Raw genomic sequence first — 18,687 nt, 5'->3', positions numbered from 1 at the left:
ATTTTTGATGAATAAAAAAATTAAGATAAATTTTAATAAAAAATAAAATATAGGAGAGAAAACATGAGAAACTTAGATAAGTACAAAGGAATTATTCCTGCCTTTTATGCTTGTTATGATGAAAAAGGAGAAATAAGCCCTGAAAGAGTTAAAAAATTTACACAGTATTTAATAGACAAAGGTGTAAATGGTTTATATGTAGGCGGTTCTTCAGGTGAATGTATTTACCATAGTAAAGAAGAAAGAAAATTAGTATTAGAAAATGTTATGGAAGCAGCAAAAGGTAAAATCACTATCATAGCACATGTAGGCTGCAATAATACTGCAGATAGTGCCGAATTAGCAGCTCATGCTGAAAAATTGGGCGTAGATGCTATAGCTTCTATTCCTCCTATATATTTCCACCTCCCTGACTACTCTATAGCAGAATATTGGAATGATATAAGTGCTGCTGCACCTAATACAGATTTTATTATATATAATATACCTCAGCTTGCAGGTGTTGCTTTAAATGTTAATCTTTATAAAAAAATGAGAGAGAACCCAAGAGTTATAGGTGTAAAAAACTCATCTATGCCTGTACAGGATATTCAAATGTTTAAAGATGCAGGCGGCGATGACAGCATCATATTTAACGGACCGGATGAACAATTCGTAGCAGGAAGATTAATAGGTGCTGATGCAGGAATAGGCGGTACTTATGCCGTAATGCCTGAATTATTCTTAGCTGCTAATGATGCTGTTAATAAATGTCAGTTTGAAAAAGCAAGAGATATACAGTATAAAATAGATAGAATCATATATGCTATGTGCGAATGTCATGGTAATTTGTATGCCGTAATGAAAGCTATTCTTAAATTAAAAGGTTTAGAATTAGGCGGAGTAAGAAAACCATTAAGCAATATAATAGATGAAGATAAAAAGAAAATAGAAAATTGTGCAAAAATGATAGATGATGCTATAAACAGTATAAAATAATTATTTTTGTATAATTTTTATATAAAACCGGTCATTTTTATTCACATTAAATTAAATGATCGGTTTTTTATTTTATTACAGCATATAATAATATTCATTTATATTAGGTATATTAATCTAATAATAAAAAACTTCAAAATAAAAAAATAATATTAGCATTGATTATATTTAAAATTATAGTATAATCTTTGGCAATAATAAAAAAGCCAAAATAAAAAATACCTAAAATAGGAGATACATATATGCCACCAAGATCAAAATTAGGAGAAATACCTAGACAGGAAATGCCTACTAGAAGTCCGGAAGAAAGAAGTAAAGATTTTAAAGAGGTTCCTCTAGGATATACTGAGGAACAGGCATATCAGGAATCTTTAAGATGTTTGGACTGTAAAGTTCCTCATTGTATGGAAGGCTGTCCTGCTAAGGTAAAAATTCCTGAATTTATAGGACTTATAGCGGAAAGAAAGTTTTTAGAAGCGGCCAAAAAAATAAAAGAAACTAATGCTTTGCCTGCTGCATGCGGAAGAGTATGCCCTCAGGAAGAACAATGCGAAGAAAGATGTGTTGTAGGTAATGCTAAAGATAAAGCTACTGGTAAAAACTTAGAACCTGTTGCTATTGGTAAACTAGAAATGTTTGTAGCTGACTATGAAAGAAAACATGCTCAGCATGAAGATTTAAAAGTAGAAAAAAACGGTAAAAAAGTATGTATAGTCGGAGCAGGTCCTGCAGGTTTAGCTTGTGCGGGAGATTTAATAAAATTAGGGTATGATGTTACAGTATTGGAGGCTTTGCATACTATAGGTGGCGTATTAATGTACGGTATTCCAGAGTTTCGTCTTCCAAAAGAATTAGTAGCTCATGAAGTAGAAAATCTTAAAAAAGATGGTGTAAAATTTAAAATTAATGAAGTTGCAGGTATTTCTTTAGATTTTAATGAATTAAGAAAAGAATATGATGCCATATTCTTAGGAACAGGTGCGGGACTTCCTGCTTTTTTAAATGTGCCTGGCGAACATTTCTGCGGTGTTTATTCTGCTAATGAGTATTTAACAAGAGTTAATTTAATGGGAGCTTATAAATTCCCTGAAGTAGATACTCCTGTTATAAGACATAAAAGAGTAGCTGTATTGGGAGGCGGTAATGTTGCTATGGATGCCTGCAGAACTGCTGTAAGATTAGGTGCAGAAAAAGTATACATAATATACAGAAGAACTGAGAAAGAACTTCCTGCAAGATTAGAAGAAATTCACCATGCTATGGAAGAAGGTGTTGATTTTAGATTTTTAAGAGCACCTTTAGAAATATTAGGCGATGAAAATGATAATGTTATAGCAGTTAGAACTCAAGTTATGGAACTTGGAGAGCCTGATGCAGACGGAAGAAGAAAACCAATTCCTGTTGAAGGTCAAACTGAAGATATAGAAGTTGATGCTATTGTAATTGCTATAGGTACTACTCCTAACCCTCTTATAGCTAGAAAAGTGCCTGAATTACAAACTACTAAAAAAGGAACTTATGTTATAGATGAAGAAACAGGTGCTACTTCTATAGAAGGGGTATTTGCTGGAGGAGATGCGGCAAGAGGTGCTGCTACTGTTATTTTAGCTATTGGCGATGGTAAAAAAGCTGCTGCCGGAATAGATAAATATTTATCGAATAAATAATATTTCTTTATAAATATTTCTATAAAAAGAGACTTTTTAAAAGAGTCTCTTTTTTTGTCAAAAAAATAAATAATCTAATATGTAAAATAAGTAAAAAATTACAAAAGCTATTGACTTTTATACCGTTAATAATAACATAGTTAACATAATTGCATTTTTTTTCATAAAATGCAATTATTTTTTTTTCTTATTTTAATAATTATGGTTTTACTTAATTGAAAGCCATAAAATATATTTTATAAATACTGGAGGATTAATCTGATTATGAAATTGAAGTTGAAAATAGGTTTTATCACCTTAATAGCTTTTATGCTTATTTCATGCGGCGGTTTGCCTGTAAAGGAGTATGAAAGAGTAACTGCTCTAAGAGATACTGTAGTAAACAAATATCCAGAGATACAAACATTTGCTCAGGAAGATTTTGATATAGCAGAAAAAGGCTATGCTGAAGCTGATATCATAATGAAAGAAGAAAAGGAAGATGAAGCAGAAAAAGCTAAAGAATTATTATTAACTGCTGAGACTAATTATAATTTGGTTTTAGACAAAGGTTTACCGCCATATTCTGAAATACTAAAAAAACAGACTGATGAAAGTGCAACTAACGCTATTGATATTAAAGCTAGTGTAATGTACAGTGATGAATTTACTAAAGCTGATACAGTATATCAGGAAGCTAATGCAATGTATAAAGCTGAAACTAAAGATTACAGAGTTATGGTAGATAAACTTTATCAAGCTAAAGTAGCTTATACAGATCTATACAATAAAACTAAAGAACAATTTGATAGAAGTGATGAGGCTTTGAAATTAGTTAAAGAGCGTTTAGCTCAATTAGAAAAAATGATGCAGGAAATAGAAGCCTTTGAACAGGAATAGAACTAAATTTATAAGGAGTAAATGATGAAAATAAAAAAAATAATGGCTACTATAGCTTTATTATCTTTCACATGGTCTGTTTTACCGGCACAAACTTACGAAGATGCTGCTAGAATAACTCAAGAAGCTGATGATCTTCAAAATCAAGGTCAATATCAGCAGTCTTATGATAAATCTCAAGAGGCATCTGTAAGCATAGATAAAGCTTCTATGGCATTGTTCTACAGACTTATGAATGCTAGAATCAATAAAACTAAAAATGATGCTAATAATGCAATAACTGAAATAAATCAAATGGGAGCTGCAAGTGATAATCAATTCAAAGCTCAGTATGAAGAAGCTGTGAAATATTTTGAAGAAGGAAATGCTAATATAGGAAGCATACCTGGTCCTGATACAGTAGCACAAAATGATGAAGAGTTTAATACTGCTTCTAATACTTTTAATACAGTTTTACAATACTATAATAATGCATTATCTTCTGCTAATTCGGTTAAAGAAGGTTATTTAGGAAGAGAGAGAGATACTGCTTCTAAATCAATAGCTGATGCTAGATCTAAATATAATGCTGCTTTAGGTAAAAGTATAAAAGCAGGTGATAATAATGACAAAACAGTTTCCGGTGCTTTAACTAAAGCTGATGAAGCTTTAAAATCTGATAATTTTGCAAGTGTTCAGCAAAATGTTGCTGCTGCTCTTGCTGGCATCACTAAAGCCGAAGCAGATGCAAAAGCTGCTGCTGAAAGAGCTGCAGCTGCTGCTAAAGCAAAAGCAGAGGCAGAAGCCAAAGCAAAAGCTGCTGCTGAGGCAAAAGCTAAAGCAGAGGCTGAAGCTAAGAGAAAAGCTGAAGAAGCTAAAGCAAAAGCTGCTGCTGAGGCAAAAGTTAAAGCAGAGGCTGAAGCTAAGGCTAAGGCAGAAGCTGAAGCTAAAAGAAAAGCTGAAGAAGAAGCCAGACAAAAAGCAGAACAAGAAGCACTTGCTAAAGAACAGGCAGATGCCGTTGCTAAAGCTAAACAAGATATTGCTAATGCACAGCAGAAATATGACAGTCTTGTTAATGACAGCACTATAACAAGAGGTGATGAAACTGATCAGAATATATCTACCCTTTTAGCTGATGCTAACAATCTCGTAGAAACTGATCCTGCTGCTGCTAGTCAGAAAGCATTGGAAGCTTCTAAAGCTATGGACGACTTAGTTAATAATCGTGATAATGCTATAGCAAGAGAAGAAAATCAAAGACAATTAGATGATATAAAAGCTAGATATCAGCAATTAATTGATGAAGGTTATATAATCCCAAATAGCGAAGAAGATCAAAACCTTTCTCAAATAATAAAAGATGCTGAAGATGCTTTAGCTAATAATGACAATACTTTAGCTAGAGAAAAATTGGAAGAAGCTAACAGATCTATGAATGCTATATATGAAATGGGACCAAAAAGACCTGTAGATGGTGATTTAGTTGATACCGACAATAACAATAATGAAACAGGTCAAATCATAGATGCTACTACAGGTCAAACTGTTAATACTGAAGGAAAAGTTACTGTACTTCCTATGTATTATACTGTAGTACAAAGAACTCCTCTAACTGATGCTTTATGGAGAATAGCTGGTTACTCATTCATATATAATGATCCTATACAATGGTATAGATTGTATCAGGCTAATAGAAATGTATTGAGAGATCCTAATAATCCAGACTTGATACTTCCTGGACAGGTATTAACTATACCTAGTATGAACGGTGAAGAAAGAGCTGGTACTTATGATCCTAATATGGAATATATAACTTATGATGAAGCTATGATATTAAGAAATCAGCAGCAAAATAATCAGAATAATACTCAGCAAGAAGAAAATACTGCTCAAACAAATAATTAAAAATAGCAGTTATTAAAAAAAGCCATGTATGATTAATTCATACATGGCTTTTTTATTAATATATATATATACATAACACATATAATTCTTATAAAATCAATATTTCCTAAAATAAATACCGCATATAAAATGTATTTTCATATAAAAAAATTAAAAACTCCTTTTTTAAAAGGTTGTAACTAAATAAATAAAAAATATAATCATAATAAAAATTAAGATTATGAAAACATATATTTGCAGTATACTATCTATAATTTTTATAATATCATGCCAAACTACTAATCAGGTATATAATATAAAAAATGAAGATGATAAAGAGCATATTATAAAAATAAACAGAATAGAATATCTAAAACCTAATATAAAATATAATATAAATGATACCATATACAGCACTGACAGCTCATCAAGAATATATAAAGTAATAAGAAAAAAGAATTTAATACTTTCAAATGCCAAAAGAAATGGTTATGCCCAAAGAAAAATTGTAGAGCTTTATGGTATAAAGGGTAAGGATCAAGGAGGACATATAATAGGTAGACAATTCGGAGGCTCTCCTAATATTGATAATCTTATACCAATAAATAAAAATCTAAATATGGGAGAAATGAAAAAAACAGAAATGGAATGGAGAGAAAGCATAATAAATGGAGAGAAAATAAATAATATTATTATAGATATAAAATATATATATACTAATACAAGACCATATTTGATTATTATAGATTATAATGTAGAAAAAGATTATACGAATTACAGGGTAAAAAAAATGCTGACAAATGACTGATATCTATAAATAAAAGACGCCCCAAAATCATAAAATAATTTTGGAAGCATCACAAATATTTATAGGAGTATGTTAACTAACTTTTAGATAATTCCTTATTTTCTGTCCTAACTGACTTGTCATAAGAAAATATCAAAGAGCCATCATTAGCATCAACATTAATAGTATCACCATCTTCTATATTACCGAACAATATTTCGGTACTCACATAATCCTCTATCTCTTTCTGTATAGCTCTTCTCAAACTTCTAGCACCATACTTCTTGTCGAATCCTTTATCTATGATATAATTCTTAGCCTCTTCGCTTAAATTAATAACAATATTTCTCTCTTTAATAGCATCATTAAGCTCTTTAAGCATTATATTAATAATATCTTTCAAATCATCTTTGCTAAGAGTATGGAATACTATAATATCATCAATTCTATTTAAAAATTCCGGATTGAAATTCTGTTTTAATTCTTCCAAAGCGAAATTTTTAATATCATTAGCATCTTTCTCGCTTCCAACAGCATTAAATCCTAAAGAACTTCCTTTAACAATATCTCTAGCACCCAAATTGCTTGTTATAATTATAATAGTATTTGAAAAATCAACTTTCCTTCCAAAGTTATCAGTAAGCTGACCTTCCTCAAGTACCTGTAAAAGTATATTAGTAACATCTGGGTGAGCTTTTTCTATTTCATCAAAAAGTATAAGAGAATAAGGTTTTCTTCTCACCTTTTCAGTAAGTCCGCCGCCCTCTTCATAACCTACATATCCAGGAGGAGCTCCTATAAGTCTGCTAACAGCAAACTTTTCCATAAACTCACTCATATCTATTCTGATAAGAGCATCGCTATCTCCAAACATAAACTCTGAAAGAACTTTAGCTAAAGCAGTTTTACCAACGCCTGTAGGTCCCAAGAAAATAAAACTTCCAAGCGGTCTTTTTGAGGTTTTAAGCCCTGCTCTGCTTCTTCTAATAGCTTTAGATATAGAAGATATGGCCTCTTTCTGTCCTACAACTTTCTGATGAAGTTCTTCTTCCATACCTATAAGTCTTTTGCTTTCTGAATTTAATAATCTTTTTATAGGTATATTAGTTATTTCAGATATAACATGTCTTATATCATCTTCTTCAATAAATGTTTCTATTTTCTCTCTTTCTCCACGCCATTTTTCTTCTTTAATTGAAAGCTCTTCCTGCAAAGAACTAATCTCATCCCTTATTCTAGCAGCATCTTCAAAATTCTGATTATCAACTGCATTTTTCTTATTTTGATTAAGTTCTTCTATTTTCTTCTCTAAATCTTTAAACTCCTGCGGTCTTGTCATATTAAGAAGTCTTGCCCTTGAACCTGCCTCATCTATTAAATCTATAGCTTTATCAGGCAAGTGTCTTTCAAATATATATCTTTTACTCAATACAGCAGCTGCAGTAATAGCCTCATCGGTATATTTTACTTTATGATGTTCCTCATATTTAGGTTTTATTCCATTTAAAATTTCTATGGTATCTTCTACGCTAGGCTCTTCAACATTGATAGGCTGAAATCTCCTAACTAAAGCACCGTCTTTTTCTATATATTTTTTATATTCATTGATTGTAGTAGCCCCTATACACTGTATTTCTCCGCGGGAAAGAGCAGGTTTTAACATATTAGCAGCATCTAAAGCACCTTCAGCACCGCCTGCTCCTATTAATGTATGAAGCTCATCTATAAATATTATTATATTATTTGCTTTTTTAATTTCTAAAACTATATTTTTTATTCTCTCTTCAAATTCACCTCTATATTTTGTACCAGCAACTACAGAAGACAAATCCAAAGTTAATACTCGTTTTCTAAGAAGTATATCAGGTACATCTCCAGCCACTATTTTTTCTGCTAACCCTTCAACTATAGCAGTTTTTCCAACTCCCGGTTCGCCCAAAAGTATAGGATTATTCTTTTTTCTTCTTGAAAGAATCTGAACAACTCTCATTACTTCATTTTCTCTTCCTATAACTTTATCCAAAGCCTTATCTCTAGCCATTTTAGTCAAATCGCGTGCAAATTGATCCAAAGTAGGAGTTTTAACCTTTTTAACATTATCTTCCTGATTAGTCTGTTCCATAGAAGACATATTACTTCCGGCAACACCAAGCATTTTTAATATTTCTTGTCTTAATATAGTAAGCTCAAGTCCCATACTTGTAAGTACATTATAAGCAGTACCGCTTTCCTCTCTTAAAAGACCAAGCAGTAAATGTTCAGTGCCTATATAATTATGACTTAAAGCTCTAGCTTCTTCGGCAGATCTGCTTATAAGTTTCTGTACTCTTGGAGCAGTAGGCAAAGTTCCAAATACTTTTGTAGTTGAAGATTTTACCATAGCTGATTCTAATTCTAATTTAAGTCTGTCTAAATCAATTTTCAATCTCAATAACACACGAGTAGCCAAAGCCTCTGACTCATGCAGAAGCCCCAAAAGTATATGTTCAGGAGTAACCATATCATGATTTAATCTCTTAGCCTCCTCTTGAGCATATAATTCTATTACCTTTTTTGCTTTGCTTGTTAAATGAAATTGAAACATATTATAATCCTGTATTATATTTTATGTAAAAAATATTTTACTAGTCATTATCGGATATAATAGAAATACTATTATAAATAAAACAAAATTATACATTAACATAAAGGTATGCCAATGTATAATTTAGAATTTCTATTATAGGTTTTAAATTTTAAATAAAACTACTATTAGCCACATTAACAACATTTATGTTAGTTTTACGAGATGATGCAGTATTAGTATTATGGGAGTCTTCCTTACTAGGATTTCCATAAAACAAAGATAAAGCTAATACCAAGACTATTACTGTAGATAGTGCTATAGAAAGCCTAGCAGAACTCATAAAAGCGTAAAATGGAGTAACTTCATTTTTTTTCATACTTTCCATCTTAGCCCTTTGAAGCATATACTGCCATTCTCTATCAGGCAAACTTGGCAAATCAAAATGATGTCGTTTCTTTTCGATTTTGCTTTTAAATTGCATCATGTCATGTAGTTTCATAAAAGAGTCCTTTCTTTTTCTAGGAGCGATTTCATTTTTTTAAGAGCATAAGAATAATTACTCTTAGCTGAATCGCTTGATATATTCAAAATATCTGATATTTCTTTATATGAGTAATTCTCATAATATCTCAATATAAAGACATCTCTCTGTTTTCCCTTTAATTTAGTAGAAGCATTATAAATTTTTTCCTGAAGATATATTCTTTCATATTCTTTTTCTGTATTATACCTTTTATCATCAACTATTTCTAATTTTTCTAAATAAGGAGATTCTCTCCTATAAGCCTTAGAATACATATTAATAGCGGTATTGCTTATTATACGATACAGCCAGCCTTTAAAATAATTGCGTTCTTCATATCTGTCTATTGCTTTGTATACGCGTATTAATACATCTTGTGTTAAATCCATAGCATCTTCATAATTATGCATAAAACGATATGATAAATTAAATATGTAATTTTTATATCTTGTTAATAATATATCCAATGCTTCACTATCACCTTTCTTATGTGCTTCTATTAATTCATAATCTTTTAATAATTCTTTTTCTTTAGTTACTATCATCTCTACAAACTCCAATATATTACCTGTTCTTAAATAATTATATATACATTATTTATAACAAATAAACAAAAATAAAGTAAAATCAAGCCATAAAAGATTCTTTAGAAAAATTCTTACCGGAATTATCTAATTTGTCATTTTCATTGCCTGAAGTTACAAACTCCTTCTCACTGAATGCATTTTCTATATCATATTTAGTAAGAGTTAAGGTATTACCTTTTACTCCGTCTAAATTAAAAAGTATATTAACCATCGCTGTTTCAACTATACTTTTTAAAGATCTTGCACCCATATTCATGCTGGAAGCCTTATCAACTATAAAATTAATAGCTTCAGCAGTTACTACTAGCTTCTTACCTATACTTTTAAAAAATTCAGTATATTTAATAATAGGAGATTCCGAAGTTTTTGTCAAGATATCTTTCAAATTTTCTTTAGTAAGATCATTTAATGTTACTATTATCGGAATTCTTCCTATAAACTCAGGTATCATACCATATTTTTCTATATCTTTAACATCAACCTGACTCAATATCCTATTTTTCTGCAGTTTATTTATAACAGCATTAGAGCCAAATCCCAAACTGCTTTCTCCTTTCAAACGCATCTTAATTATATCATCAAGCCCTACAAAAGCACCTCCGAATATAAACAATATGTTTTTAGTATTCATAAGTATTCCATCGCTCGAATGCATCATACGCCTGTCTCCGAATTCAGGAACTCTTATATCCTCGCCATTCATCATAGAAAGAAGTGCTTCCTGTACAGCCTTATCAGAAGGATTACCTGTAGTAGATTGATGAGCATCAGCCTTTGCAATTTTGTCAACTTCATCTAAAAATACTATGCCATGCTGAGCATGCTCCAAATCGCCGTTAGCTTTTCTATAAAGATTATAAAGAACAACCTCTACATCATCACCGACATATCCTGTTTCTGTGAGTGTAGTTACATCGGCACGGGCGAAAGGAAGTCCTAATATATCCGCCAATGTCTTTACTAAATAAGTTTTACCAACTCCTGTAGGTCCTATCATAAGAATATTTGATCTGAAAGGTATATCTTTATTGCCGTTTATTCTCAAACAATGCAAATATGCATGTACTGCAAGTGCCTTTTTTGCTTCGTCCTGACCTATAACCGTTTTATCTAGCTGAGCAACTATTTCTTTAGGAGTTAAAATATCTGACTTTGAAGATTTGCTTTTACTGCCTATTTTACTTTCTAATGAGTATTTTTTTAGAAGTTCTTCATTGCTGATTATACTTTCTATAACATTGTAGCTATCTTTTTCTAAAAACGCAAATATTACTCTGGAATTTATAAATGTTATTAATGTATTTGTTACTTCAAGTATACCGCTGCTTGGATAAGGTTCATGTGATAGATTAAATATGCCGCTTGATATTAATTTGCTATTATTATCAAAATAATGATACTTATTTATATATATATCATTATTTAATGTGATAAGCTCTAATATTCTTCTAACAGATATAGCAGACATAGAATCACCGTAAATAGTATAGACTAATACAGAATATAAAATAAATCTCTCATCTAAATCTAAATTCTTATCTGATATAAATCTTTCTATATTAAAATTATACTTCTTAAAAGAGTATATCTTTTTTACATCTGTATTAAGAGAATTTATAAGTATTTCAACTTCATTACTGCTATTAACCATTTTTTCATTATTGGACATCATCTCATCATCATAACCCAAAGCTCTGTCAATATTGCTTGAAAGTCTTCTAGTCATATCATTTCTATCTGATATTAGATTCAATGTATAAACTATTTTAGTAACTATTTCAAAATATGCCCTGAAAGCATCTTCTTTATCAGCATAAGATGATTTTTTTTCTTCTTTTCCAATACTGCTGGATTCATTTTCCTGCTTTTTTTTCTTCATAACAAAAGATCTCCTAATTAAATAACATTGCCTATTAAATCATATTCTGTATTATGAGTAACGGCAACCTGCACTATATCGCCAATATTTATATTATTATTAGTATTTTCATTATAAACTTCAACATATCCATCAACTTCCGGAGCATCGTACATGCTTCTGCCTATAAATTTATTATCATCTTCTTTTTTTTCTATCAATACATCTATAGTCCTTCCTATAAATCTCTCCAATCTTTTTTCGGATACTTCTATAGCTGCCCTCATAAGTCTTTCTCTAAGCATTAATTTTCTATTTCTGCCCATTTTAGGCTTGTTTATAAGAAGAGCCTTTGTATTTTCCTCTTCGGAATAAGTAAATACTCCTACCCTATCAATCTGAGCATTTCTTACAAACTTTATTAACTTTTTAAATGATTCAGAAGTTTCTCCTGGAAATCCAACTATCAAAGAAGTTCTTATAACAGCATCATTATTATAGCTTCTTATTTTGTCTATCATTTCCCTATAAAATTTATAGCTTCTTGTGCCTCTGTTCATATCTTTTAATATATTTTTGTCCACATGCTGCAAAGGTATATCAAAATAAGGAACAACTTTATCCGTAGTAAAAAAAGATTCTATTATCTCATCATTCAAAACAACAGGATTCTGATAAAGCACTCTTATCCACTTAATGCCTTCAACTTTTGAAAGAGCTTTAAGTAAATCCGGTAAGGCTAATCTATTATATATATCATATCCGTAAAAAGTTGTTTCCTGAGCTATTAAATTAATTTCTTTAGCTCCGTTTTCAGCATAATTTTCAGCTTCTTTTACTATATCTTCAATTCTTCTGCTTCTATGATCTCCTCTGATTCCAGGTATAGCACAAAAACTGCAATTGGCATGACATCCGTCGCTTATTCTTATATAAACACTATATTTAGTGCCTGTATTTACTCTATCACCATACTCTTTATATTCAGTATTTTCTTTGGCATCATGAAAACCATCTTCTTCTACAGCTTTTAATATATTCTCCAAATCATATATACCTATAGCAGAATCAACTTCCTTGAACATCTCAAGAAAATTTTCTTTATATCTTTCACTCATACAGCCTGATACTATTAATCTCTTACATTTTCCGTATTTTTTATACATAGAATGATCAAATATAGCATCAATGGACTCTTTCTTTGAATCCTCTATAAAAGCACAAGTATTTATAACTATTATATCTGCATCTTCCGGATTATTAGTAATATTAAAGCCTTTTTTCTGTAATATGGCTAATATATGCTCTCCATCAACAGTATTCTTCTCGCATCCTAAACTATGTAAATATATATTCTGCAAATTAAATTTCCTTTTTTAATTTTAAATATGATAGTCTGCCGAAAATATTCAGATAAAAAATAAATAATTATTTAGTATCTGACATAATAAGATTATATCTAGTAGAGTCATTCAAATTCTTAACCCATTTTATAGTCTTATTAACAGTTTCCCCAGCAGCTCCTACATTAATAATTTTCCCATTAACTTTAACTACAACCTCTCCAGCATTACCTATAGTAAGCATAACAACATCTTTAGCCTCTAAATACAATGTTTTACCGCTTAAAAGGTTAGTAGTTGCCGGTCTGTTTGAATCTATAAAATATCTTATATATACAAAATGCTTAGCAGTTATCTCTATTCTAATATCTACTTTCTCAGTATCCTGTTCTATATAAGTTTCTCCATTTATTACAAGTAAATTTGTAGACACTGTGTTATTATAATTAGTGCTATTTAAAGCAGCAGCTGTTTCAATATCAGTTGTATAACCTGTATTAACCATTTGATTTTCTTCAAGTTTTTCCATTTCTACAGTAGCAGAATTATCATAAACTTCTATAACACTTATCTTAAAATCATTTATTCCATTACCGTTCAAATCCAATATTATAGGACTGCTTTTAGAGAAAGATAAGTCCTGTCCATTAATATTTATATGAAGAACATTTCCTATGCTATTAAACTTAATTGTAGCTGATATTCCAAGAGGCTTAAAGTATATAATATCCCCAGACTTTACACTTTGCTTAGCCTTACTATCAACTATATTCTTTGATATCTCAACTTCATTCCTATTTTGTCTCTTATTGTTTGAAGGAAATATAAATCCTGTTATATTCTTCCAATTAAGAACTATAACGGCTATAACAACAATAACCGCAAGTACAACAATTATTGTAGGTACTATAGATTTATCCTTATTCCTTAATTTATATAAATCTCTCCTTGCCATAAAAATCAAATCTGTTTCGGCACGGTTATTGGCATTATTATTTTTATTTTTCTTATTTGTTTCTTTTATAGTTTTCTCTTCATGCTTCTCAGTATTGATAACATCTTTAAGAGATTCTTTTGTATTAGTATCTTTTACGGTTTCTTTATTAGTTTCCTGTTCTTTAGTATCTTTAACATCTTTATTGTCTTTGATTTCTTTAAAAGGCTCTTTATTTTTTTTAATATTTTTTATTCCCTTATTACCTTTTAATAAATCTTGTTCAGACTTAATGCCGTTTTTCTGCAGATTATATCTTTCAAGAACCATATCAGCATCTAATGATAATTTATCACTTAAATTCTTTATGAATCCTTTTACATATATCTCTCCCGGAAGAACATCAAATTCTTCATTCTCTAAAGCCTTTATAAATCTTGCAACTATATGAGTAGTAGCCTCAAGTTCTTCTATTGTAAGCCCTTTCTTTTCTCTAGCATTTTTTAATATTTGACCTATAGTTTCCATATAAATCCTTAAAATTAATTGTTAGGTACTAAACCATCTTTAAGAACCTGCATATTTTCTGATATCTCTGGTTCAAAATCCTTGTTATTATCTTCATAATTTGGGTTATATCTAATAGATGTAAATAAATACTCAACCGGAACATTTGTAGTTGTTATTCCCAATATTCTTATAATCATACCTGTATTATCTACCCATAAATGTATTTTAGTAAAACCTGTTCTGTCTACGCTAGCTTGTTTTGAAGTTAATAGCATATGATAGGCCTTTCTATTATCATTTGCTGCATAAGAACTATTATACTTAGCTATTCCCAATTCAGAATCGTTAAAGCTATTTACAGATACAAGTCCCCTTTCATTATAAAAATCTATATTAAATTTAGTAGTAAGTCTCATAATTCCTTCGGGAGTATATATAGCACCTGAATCACCATAATTTAATTTCTGCTCTGCAACAACATTATTTCTAGGAAATATTATCCATAGAGTTTCCCCATTGCAGTATATAGACTGTCCATTTCCCCCGCTTGAGTATTGCATTCTAAATAAATTAGGATTTTTAGTTATAACATCTCCGTAAGAAACTCTTTCACCATTTCTCTCTACAAAATTAGCTGAAAAACCTTTAATAGCAGAAAATCTATTAGATATCATACTAACAACTTTTTCGGGAGTCATTATTTGAGAATGGGCTTGAATACTTAGCAATATAATAAACAATACAATTTTTTTCATAAATTATTTTTCTTTCCTTAAATATTAAACTTGAACTCAATTTTTTACTAATATTATATGATATAATAAAAATGTATAAAAAACAAGTATTTTATTTTTTTTATTTTTTTATTTGAAACGAATAAATTCATACTCGTTTTTTGTAAAAAATGCGTATAAATTTCGGTTTTTTTTATAATATATATACTTTTTAATATTTATAGGAACTATATATTACATCATATTAATGACTTATTTAAAATATAAAGTATATTTAAATATATAAATATAAAATTAACAACAACATTGTGATGATATAGATAAATCATAAAAGGAGGTAATATGAAAATAAATAATACAAAATACAATATGAAAAAATCAAGAAGCATATACAGTAATAGAAGTGCCATAATACAAAATGATGAAGAAATTGTACTTCTGCTTGGAAATGAAATGAGAAAAGAAAATACTGTAGATGTTGACACTGCTGTATATTTATCTTTGCCTAGTTTTCTGAGGCTCTATGATACATTAAAAGAAAAAGTTGATAAATTTAGAGAAGGGGGAAATCTAATATAAAATCAATTAATAAAAAGGAGTAAATTTATGGAAAAAAATATTAGAAAAAATAGTATAAAAGAATACTATATAAATGATGATAAAAATATAATACTAATAATAGATAAAGATATTAATTTAAGCATATACAATGAACTTTATAATATACTAAATAGACTTTTAGAAAATTACACAAAAAATATAATCATACATTTTGCACATAACACTAAATACATAATATCCAATGCTATATATTTAATGCTTGAAGCTCAAAAAGTATTGGAATTTAGAGGAGGAAATTTAATATTAACAGGTTTAAATGAATATTCAAAATGGTCTTTAAAATCATTGGAGGCACATAAAAAAGTAAAAATATACGATGATATACAAAAAGCTATAAAAGAAATAAAAGCATCATAATGCATATAATACAATAAAAATAAGCATGGAGTTTAATTTCCATGCTTATTACTGATTATTCTTGATTATTTATAAATTAATATGTTAAAAAATTAATTTTGATTTGTTAATATGGCATTTACAAAATCTGCATAACTTACATTTTGCAAATTATAAACATGTAAAAACCCATTGGTAGCCATTATACTTGAAGCTATAGCAGATCTGTTTCCGCTTCTGCAGTATACTATATATTCTTTATTTTTATCTAAAAGATCTATTTTACTTTTGAAATCTGTATTGAGAACATCAATATTAATAGAATTAGGGGCACTTCCTCCCATATATTCTTCTGCTGTTCTAACATCTAATAAAACTAAATTAGTTGATTTAGTCATCAAATCTAATGCTTTTTTTAAATTGATATTATCATAAGGTTTTTTAGAGCATGAAAATACAAATAATAATGATACTGAAATAATAAAATATAATGAAATTTTTTTCATATTCAATAGTTCCTTTAAAATTATTCCGATATTATGTTAATGACAATAATATTATATTTAAACATTTTGTCAAACAATTTTATCGATAAAGTAATTATTTTTTATATTTTTAATGACTATATTGTTTATATAATATGCTGTTTATATAATATATTATAATTTATTTGCGGATAACATAATGATGAAAAAGATATATTGTTTATTAATTTTAATGATGTTATTATTATTATCTTGTTCTGATAAAAAAGAAACAGATAATAAAAATTCTATAAAAGTCATAGAAGATGATGAATATATAAAAAATATTATAAGAGATTCTTCTAAATAGTTGGAAGAAACACAATGTTTATCAATCAAAATATTAAAGCATACTTATGCACATTTTTCAGTGTATTAATGTGGGGTATTACTTTTATTTCTACAAAAATATTATTAAGAGATTTCTCTCCTATAGAAATACTTTTCAGCAGGTTTTTATTAGGATTTGCTTTACTCTTAATAATATACCGCAAGAATAATAGAATACATACAAAGAAAGAAGAAATATTATTTGCTCTTACAGGATTAAGCGGAATAACACTTTATTATTTATTTGAAAATATAGCATTAAACTATTCTTTGGCATCAAATGTCGGTATTTTGGTTGCTATAGGACCATTATTTACAGGAATATTCGCATCAGTATTTTTAAAAGAAAAATTAAAAATTAATTTCTTTATAGGATTCATATTTGCTATAATCGGTATATTTGTAATAGCATTCAATGGAAAGTTTATATTAAAAATAAATCCTATAGGCGATATGTTTGCCGTATTAGCTGCTGTTATGTGGGGAATATATTCTGTATTAGTAAAAAAAATTGCAGATTTGGGATATAATTCTGTTTTAATAACTAAAAAAACTTTTATGTATGGAATAATATTTATGCTGCCTGCAATGTTATTTATGGGCTTTGATGTAAATATGAATGATTATTTAAAACCTATAAACTTAATCAATCTTTTATTTTTATCTTTTATAGCATGCACTTTATGTTTTATAACTTGGGCTTATTCCATAAAAATATTAGGTGCTGTAAAAACTAATACATATATATACTTCATACCAATAATAACTTTAATAGCTTCAAAAATCATTTTAGATGAAAATATAACTGTATTTGCTGTAATAGGAATAGTTTTTATATTATTAGGCGTTATAATATCGCAGGCTAATATTTCATTCAAAAAAATGAATAAAATAAATACAAAAAAGATAATAAACAATAAATAATATATTTATTTTTTCTTATTAGATTTTTTTTCCTTATTTTTCTCTTTATGCTCTTTATATTCATTTTTAAAATAATCGCAATACTGAGATACTGTACATTTTGAGCATAACGGAGAAATGGGCTTGCATAAATTCTGTCCGTAAACAACCAAAGTATCATTATAAATCCTCCAATACTCTTTAGGAAGTTTATCTCTCAAAGCAAACTCTGTTTCTTCAGGAGTTTTTGTATTAACATATCCGAATCTGTTTGATATTCTATGAACATGAGTATCTACACATATACCGTCTTTATCAAATGCTTCAGTTACTACCAAATTTGCAACTTTTCTTCCAACACCTTTAAGCTTCAAAAGTTCATCTATTTCATCAGGCACCTGTCCGTTATAATCATCTATTATCATTTTAGATACTTCCAATATATTTTTAGCCTTTACTTTATAAAAACCAACAGGATATATAAGTTTTTCTATTTCTTCTTCTGTAAGTTTCAGCATGTCTTTAGGATTTCCAGCTTTTTCAAATAATCTCATAGAAGCATCTCTAGTTGTAGGATCTTTTGTCCTAAGTGAAAGCATTGTAGATATTAAAATTTTATATGCATCTCTGTTTGTTATTATTTTTATTTCGGTTACAACAGGCATAGGCATTTCTTTAGTAACTTTTGTAAGCTCTTTCATTATTGGGTGAATATCATTATCATTCATAAAATATGTCCTC

18 protein-coding genes are annotated in these 18,687 nt (G+C 29.0%); 9 read left to right on the top strand and 9 right to left on the bottom strand.

The genetic code is table 11. The annotated features are described in order from the left end of the window. The first annotated feature begins 63 nt into the window (after window positions 1–63). The 5 genes from BFL38_RS12135 to BFL38_RS12115 all read left to right on the top strand — a co-directional run bounded on the left by BFL38_RS12135 (window position 64) and on the right by BFL38_RS12115 (window position 6,198). Window positions 64–978: a dihydrodipicolinate synthase family protein gene (locus tag BFL38_RS12135; protein ID WP_069727278.1), complete on the top strand. Its 915-nt coding sequence runs from the start codon at window positions 64–66 to the stop codon at window positions 976–978. Between the two features lie 242 nt (window positions 979–1,220). After that, on the top strand, window positions 1,221–2,645 hold the full coding sequence (gene gltA, locus BFL38_RS12130; RefSeq protein WP_069727277.1) for an NADPH-dependent glutamate synthase: 1,425 nt from the start codon (window positions 1,221–1,223) through the stop codon (window positions 2,643–2,645). Window positions 2,646–2,909: 264 nt separating this feature from the next. Further along, complete coding sequence (locus tag BFL38_RS12125; RefSeq protein ID WP_069727276.1) at window positions 2,910–3,524, top strand: hypothetical protein; 615 nt, start codon at window positions 2,910–2,912, stop codon at window positions 3,522–3,524. Between the two features lie 21 nt (window positions 3,525–3,545). Next, window positions 3,546–5,411, top strand: coding sequence for a LysM peptidoglycan-binding domain-containing protein (locus BFL38_RS12120; protein WP_069727275.1), 1,866 nt, complete (start codon window positions 3,546–3,548; stop codon window positions 5,409–5,411). A 220-nt stretch (window positions 5,412–5,631) separates the two neighbouring features. Beyond that, window positions 5,632–6,198: a DNA/RNA non-specific endonuclease gene (locus tag BFL38_RS12115; RefSeq protein WP_069727274.1), complete on the top strand. Its 567-nt coding sequence runs from the start codon at window positions 5,632–5,634 to the stop codon at window positions 6,196–6,198. A gap of 76 nt (window positions 6,199–6,274) precedes the next feature. Here BFL38_RS12115 and BFL38_RS12110 read toward each other — a convergent pair whose 3' ends face one another. The 7 genes from BFL38_RS12110 to BFL38_RS12080 all read right to left on the bottom strand — a co-directional run bounded on the left by BFL38_RS12110 (window position 6,275) and on the right by BFL38_RS12080 (window position 15,253). Beyond that, window positions 6,275–8,761: an ATP-dependent Clp protease ATP-binding subunit gene (locus tag BFL38_RS12110; protein WP_069727273.1), complete on the bottom strand. Its 2,487-nt coding sequence runs from the start codon at window positions 8,759–8,761 to the stop codon at window positions 6,275–6,277. Between the two features lie 151 nt (window positions 8,762–8,912). Next, a complete protein-coding gene (locus BFL38_RS12105; protein ID WP_069727272.1) occupies window positions 8,913–9,242 on the bottom strand; it encodes a hypothetical protein in 330 nt (109 codons plus the stop codon). Then, the gene (locus BFL38_RS12100; RefSeq protein ID WP_008722679.1) at window positions 9,239–9,811 is read right to left on the bottom strand and encodes an RNA polymerase sigma factor; all 573 of its coding nucleotides are present in this window, start codon (window positions 9,809–9,811) and stop codon (window positions 9,239–9,241) included. Before BFL38_RS12100 ends, BFL38_RS12105 begins: the two co-directional genes overlap by 4 nt. Before the next feature lie 82 nt (window positions 9,812–9,893). Then, window positions 9,894–11,732 (bottom strand): ATP-dependent Clp protease ATP-binding subunit ClpX, encoded by a 1,839-nt coding sequence (clpX, locus tag BFL38_RS12095; protein ID WP_069727271.1) that lies wholly within the window; start codon window positions 11,730–11,732, stop codon window positions 9,894–9,896. 17 nt (window positions 11,733–11,749) lie between these two features. Continuing rightward, the gene (gene rimO / locus BFL38_RS12090) at window positions 11,750–13,072 is read right to left on the bottom strand and encodes a 30S ribosomal protein S12 methylthiotransferase RimO (RefSeq protein WP_069727270.1); all 1,323 of its coding nucleotides are present in this window, start codon (window positions 13,070–13,072) and stop codon (window positions 11,750–11,752) included. Window positions 13,073–13,139: 67 nt separating this feature from the next. Next, on the bottom strand, window positions 13,140–14,516 hold the full coding sequence (locus tag BFL38_RS12085; RefSeq protein ID WP_069727269.1) for a helix-turn-helix domain-containing protein: 1,377 nt from the start codon (window positions 14,514–14,516) through the stop codon (window positions 13,140–13,142). A 14-nt stretch (window positions 14,517–14,530) separates the two neighbouring features. After that, window positions 14,531–15,253 carry a LolA family protein gene (locus BFL38_RS12080; protein WP_069727268.1) on the bottom strand — a complete coding sequence of 241 codons (723 nt, stop codon included), beginning with the start codon at window positions 15,251–15,253 and terminating at the stop codon, window positions 14,531–14,533. A 321-nt stretch (window positions 15,254–15,574) separates the two neighbouring features. Here BFL38_RS12080 and BFL38_RS12075 point away from each other — a divergent pair, with 321 nt between their 5' ends. After that, window positions 15,575–15,811, top strand: a complete 237-nt coding sequence (locus BFL38_RS12075; RefSeq protein ID WP_069727267.1) for a DUF3467 domain-containing protein — start codon at window positions 15,575–15,577, stop codon at window positions 15,809–15,811. A 27-nt stretch (window positions 15,812–15,838) separates the two neighbouring features. Beyond that, window positions 15,839–16,210 carry an STAS domain-containing protein gene (locus tag BFL38_RS12070; RefSeq protein ID WP_069727266.1) on the top strand — a complete coding sequence of 124 codons (372 nt, stop codon included), beginning with the start codon at window positions 15,839–15,841 and terminating at the stop codon, window positions 16,208–16,210. Between the two features lie 92 nt (window positions 16,211–16,302). Here BFL38_RS12070 and BFL38_RS12065 read toward each other — a convergent pair whose 3' ends face one another. Next, entirely contained in the window at window positions 16,303–16,695 is a 393-nt protein-coding gene (locus BFL38_RS12065; protein ID WP_069727265.1) for a rhodanese-like domain-containing protein, read from the bottom strand. 178 nt (window positions 16,696–16,873) lie between these two features. Here BFL38_RS12065 and BFL38_RS15205 point away from each other — a divergent pair, with 178 nt between their 5' ends. Both BFL38_RS15205 and BFL38_RS12060 read left to right on the top strand, forming a co-directional pair. Next, complete coding sequence (locus BFL38_RS15205) at window positions 16,874–17,023, top strand: hypothetical protein (RefSeq protein WP_008722663.1); 150 nt, start codon at window positions 16,874–16,876, stop codon at window positions 17,021–17,023. A gap of 14 nt (window positions 17,024–17,037) precedes the next feature. After that, a complete protein-coding gene (locus BFL38_RS12060) occupies window positions 17,038–17,967 on the top strand; it encodes a DMT family transporter (RefSeq protein ID WP_069727264.1) in 930 nt (309 codons plus the stop codon). 5 nt (window positions 17,968–17,972) lie between these two features. Here BFL38_RS12060 and BFL38_RS12055 read toward each other — a convergent pair whose 3' ends face one another. Beyond that, complete coding sequence (locus BFL38_RS12055; protein ID WP_069727263.1) at window positions 17,973–18,674, bottom strand: endonuclease III domain-containing protein; 702 nt, start codon at window positions 18,672–18,674, stop codon at window positions 17,973–17,975. Between the last annotated feature and the right edge of the window lie 13 nt (window positions 18,675–18,687).

Origin of the sequence: Brachyspira hampsonii (assembly GCF_001746205.1) — a bacterium.
In the GTDB taxonomy this organism is placed as follows: domain Bacteria; phylum Spirochaetota; class Brachyspiria; order Brachyspirales; family Brachyspiraceae; genus Brachyspira; species Brachyspira hampsonii_B.
This window is presented reverse-complemented; position numbering and strand designations above follow the sequence as displayed.

Excerpts from the sequence above, each read along its gene's own strand:
- BFL38_RS12065 (WP_069727265.1), bottom strand. The coding sequence starts at position 16,695 with ATGAAAAAAATTTCATTATATTTTATTATTTCAGTATCATTATTATTT.
- BFL38_RS12115 (WP_069727274.1), top strand. The coding sequence starts at position 5,632 with ATGAAAACATATATTTGCAGTATACTATCTATAATTTTTATAATATCA.
- BFL38_RS12125 (WP_069727276.1), top strand. The coding sequence starts at position 2,910 with ATGAAATTGAAGTTGAAAATAGGTTTTATCACCTTAATAGCTTTTATG.
- BFL38_RS12055 (WP_069727263.1), bottom strand. The coding sequence starts at position 18,674 with ATGAATGATAATGATATTCACCCAATAATGAAAGAGCTTACAAAAGTT.
- BFL38_RS12100 (WP_008722679.1), bottom strand. The coding sequence starts at position 9,811 with ATGATAGTAACTAAAGAAAAAGAATTATTAAAAGATTATGAATTAATA.
- BFL38_RS12075 (WP_069727267.1), top strand. The coding sequence starts at position 15,575 with ATGAAAATAAATAATACAAAATACAATATGAAAAAATCAAGAAGCATA.
- BFL38_RS12085 (WP_069727269.1), bottom strand. The coding sequence starts at position 14,516 with ATGGAAACTATAGGTCAAATATTAAAAAATGCTAGAGAAAAGAAAGGG.
- BFL38_RS12080 (WP_069727268.1), bottom strand. The coding sequence starts at position 15,253 with ATGAAAAAAATTGTATTGTTTATTATATTGCTAAGTATTCAAGCCCAT.
- gltA (WP_069727277.1), top strand. The coding sequence starts at position 1,221 with ATGCCACCAAGATCAAAATTAGGAGAAATACCTAGACAGGAAATGCCT.
- BFL38_RS12105 (WP_069727272.1), bottom strand. The coding sequence starts at position 9,242 with ATGAAACTACATGACATGATGCAATTTAAAAGCAAAATCGAAAAGAAA.
- BFL38_RS12120 (WP_069727275.1), top strand. The coding sequence starts at position 3,546 with ATGATGAAAATAAAAAAAATAATGGCTACTATAGCTTTATTATCTTTC.
- BFL38_RS12060 (WP_069727264.1), top strand. The coding sequence starts at position 17,038 with ATGTTTATCAATCAAAATATTAAAGCATACTTATGCACATTTTTCAGT.
- BFL38_RS15205 (WP_008722663.1), top strand. The coding sequence starts at position 16,874 with ATGATGAAAAAGATATATTGTTTATTAATTTTAATGATGTTATTATTA.
- BFL38_RS12135 (WP_069727278.1), top strand. The coding sequence starts at position 64 with ATGAGAAACTTAGATAAGTACAAAGGAATTATTCCTGCCTTTTATGCT.
- BFL38_RS12070 (WP_069727266.1), top strand. The coding sequence starts at position 15,839 with ATGGAAAAAAATATTAGAAAAAATAGTATAAAAGAATACTATATAAAT.
- BFL38_RS12110 (WP_069727273.1), bottom strand. The coding sequence starts at position 8,761 with ATGTTTCAATTTCATTTAACAAGCAAAGCAAAAAAGGTAATAGAATTA.
- clpX (WP_069727271.1), bottom strand. The coding sequence starts at position 11,732 with ATGAAGAAAAAAAAGCAGGAAAATGAATCCAGCAGTATTGGAAAAGAA.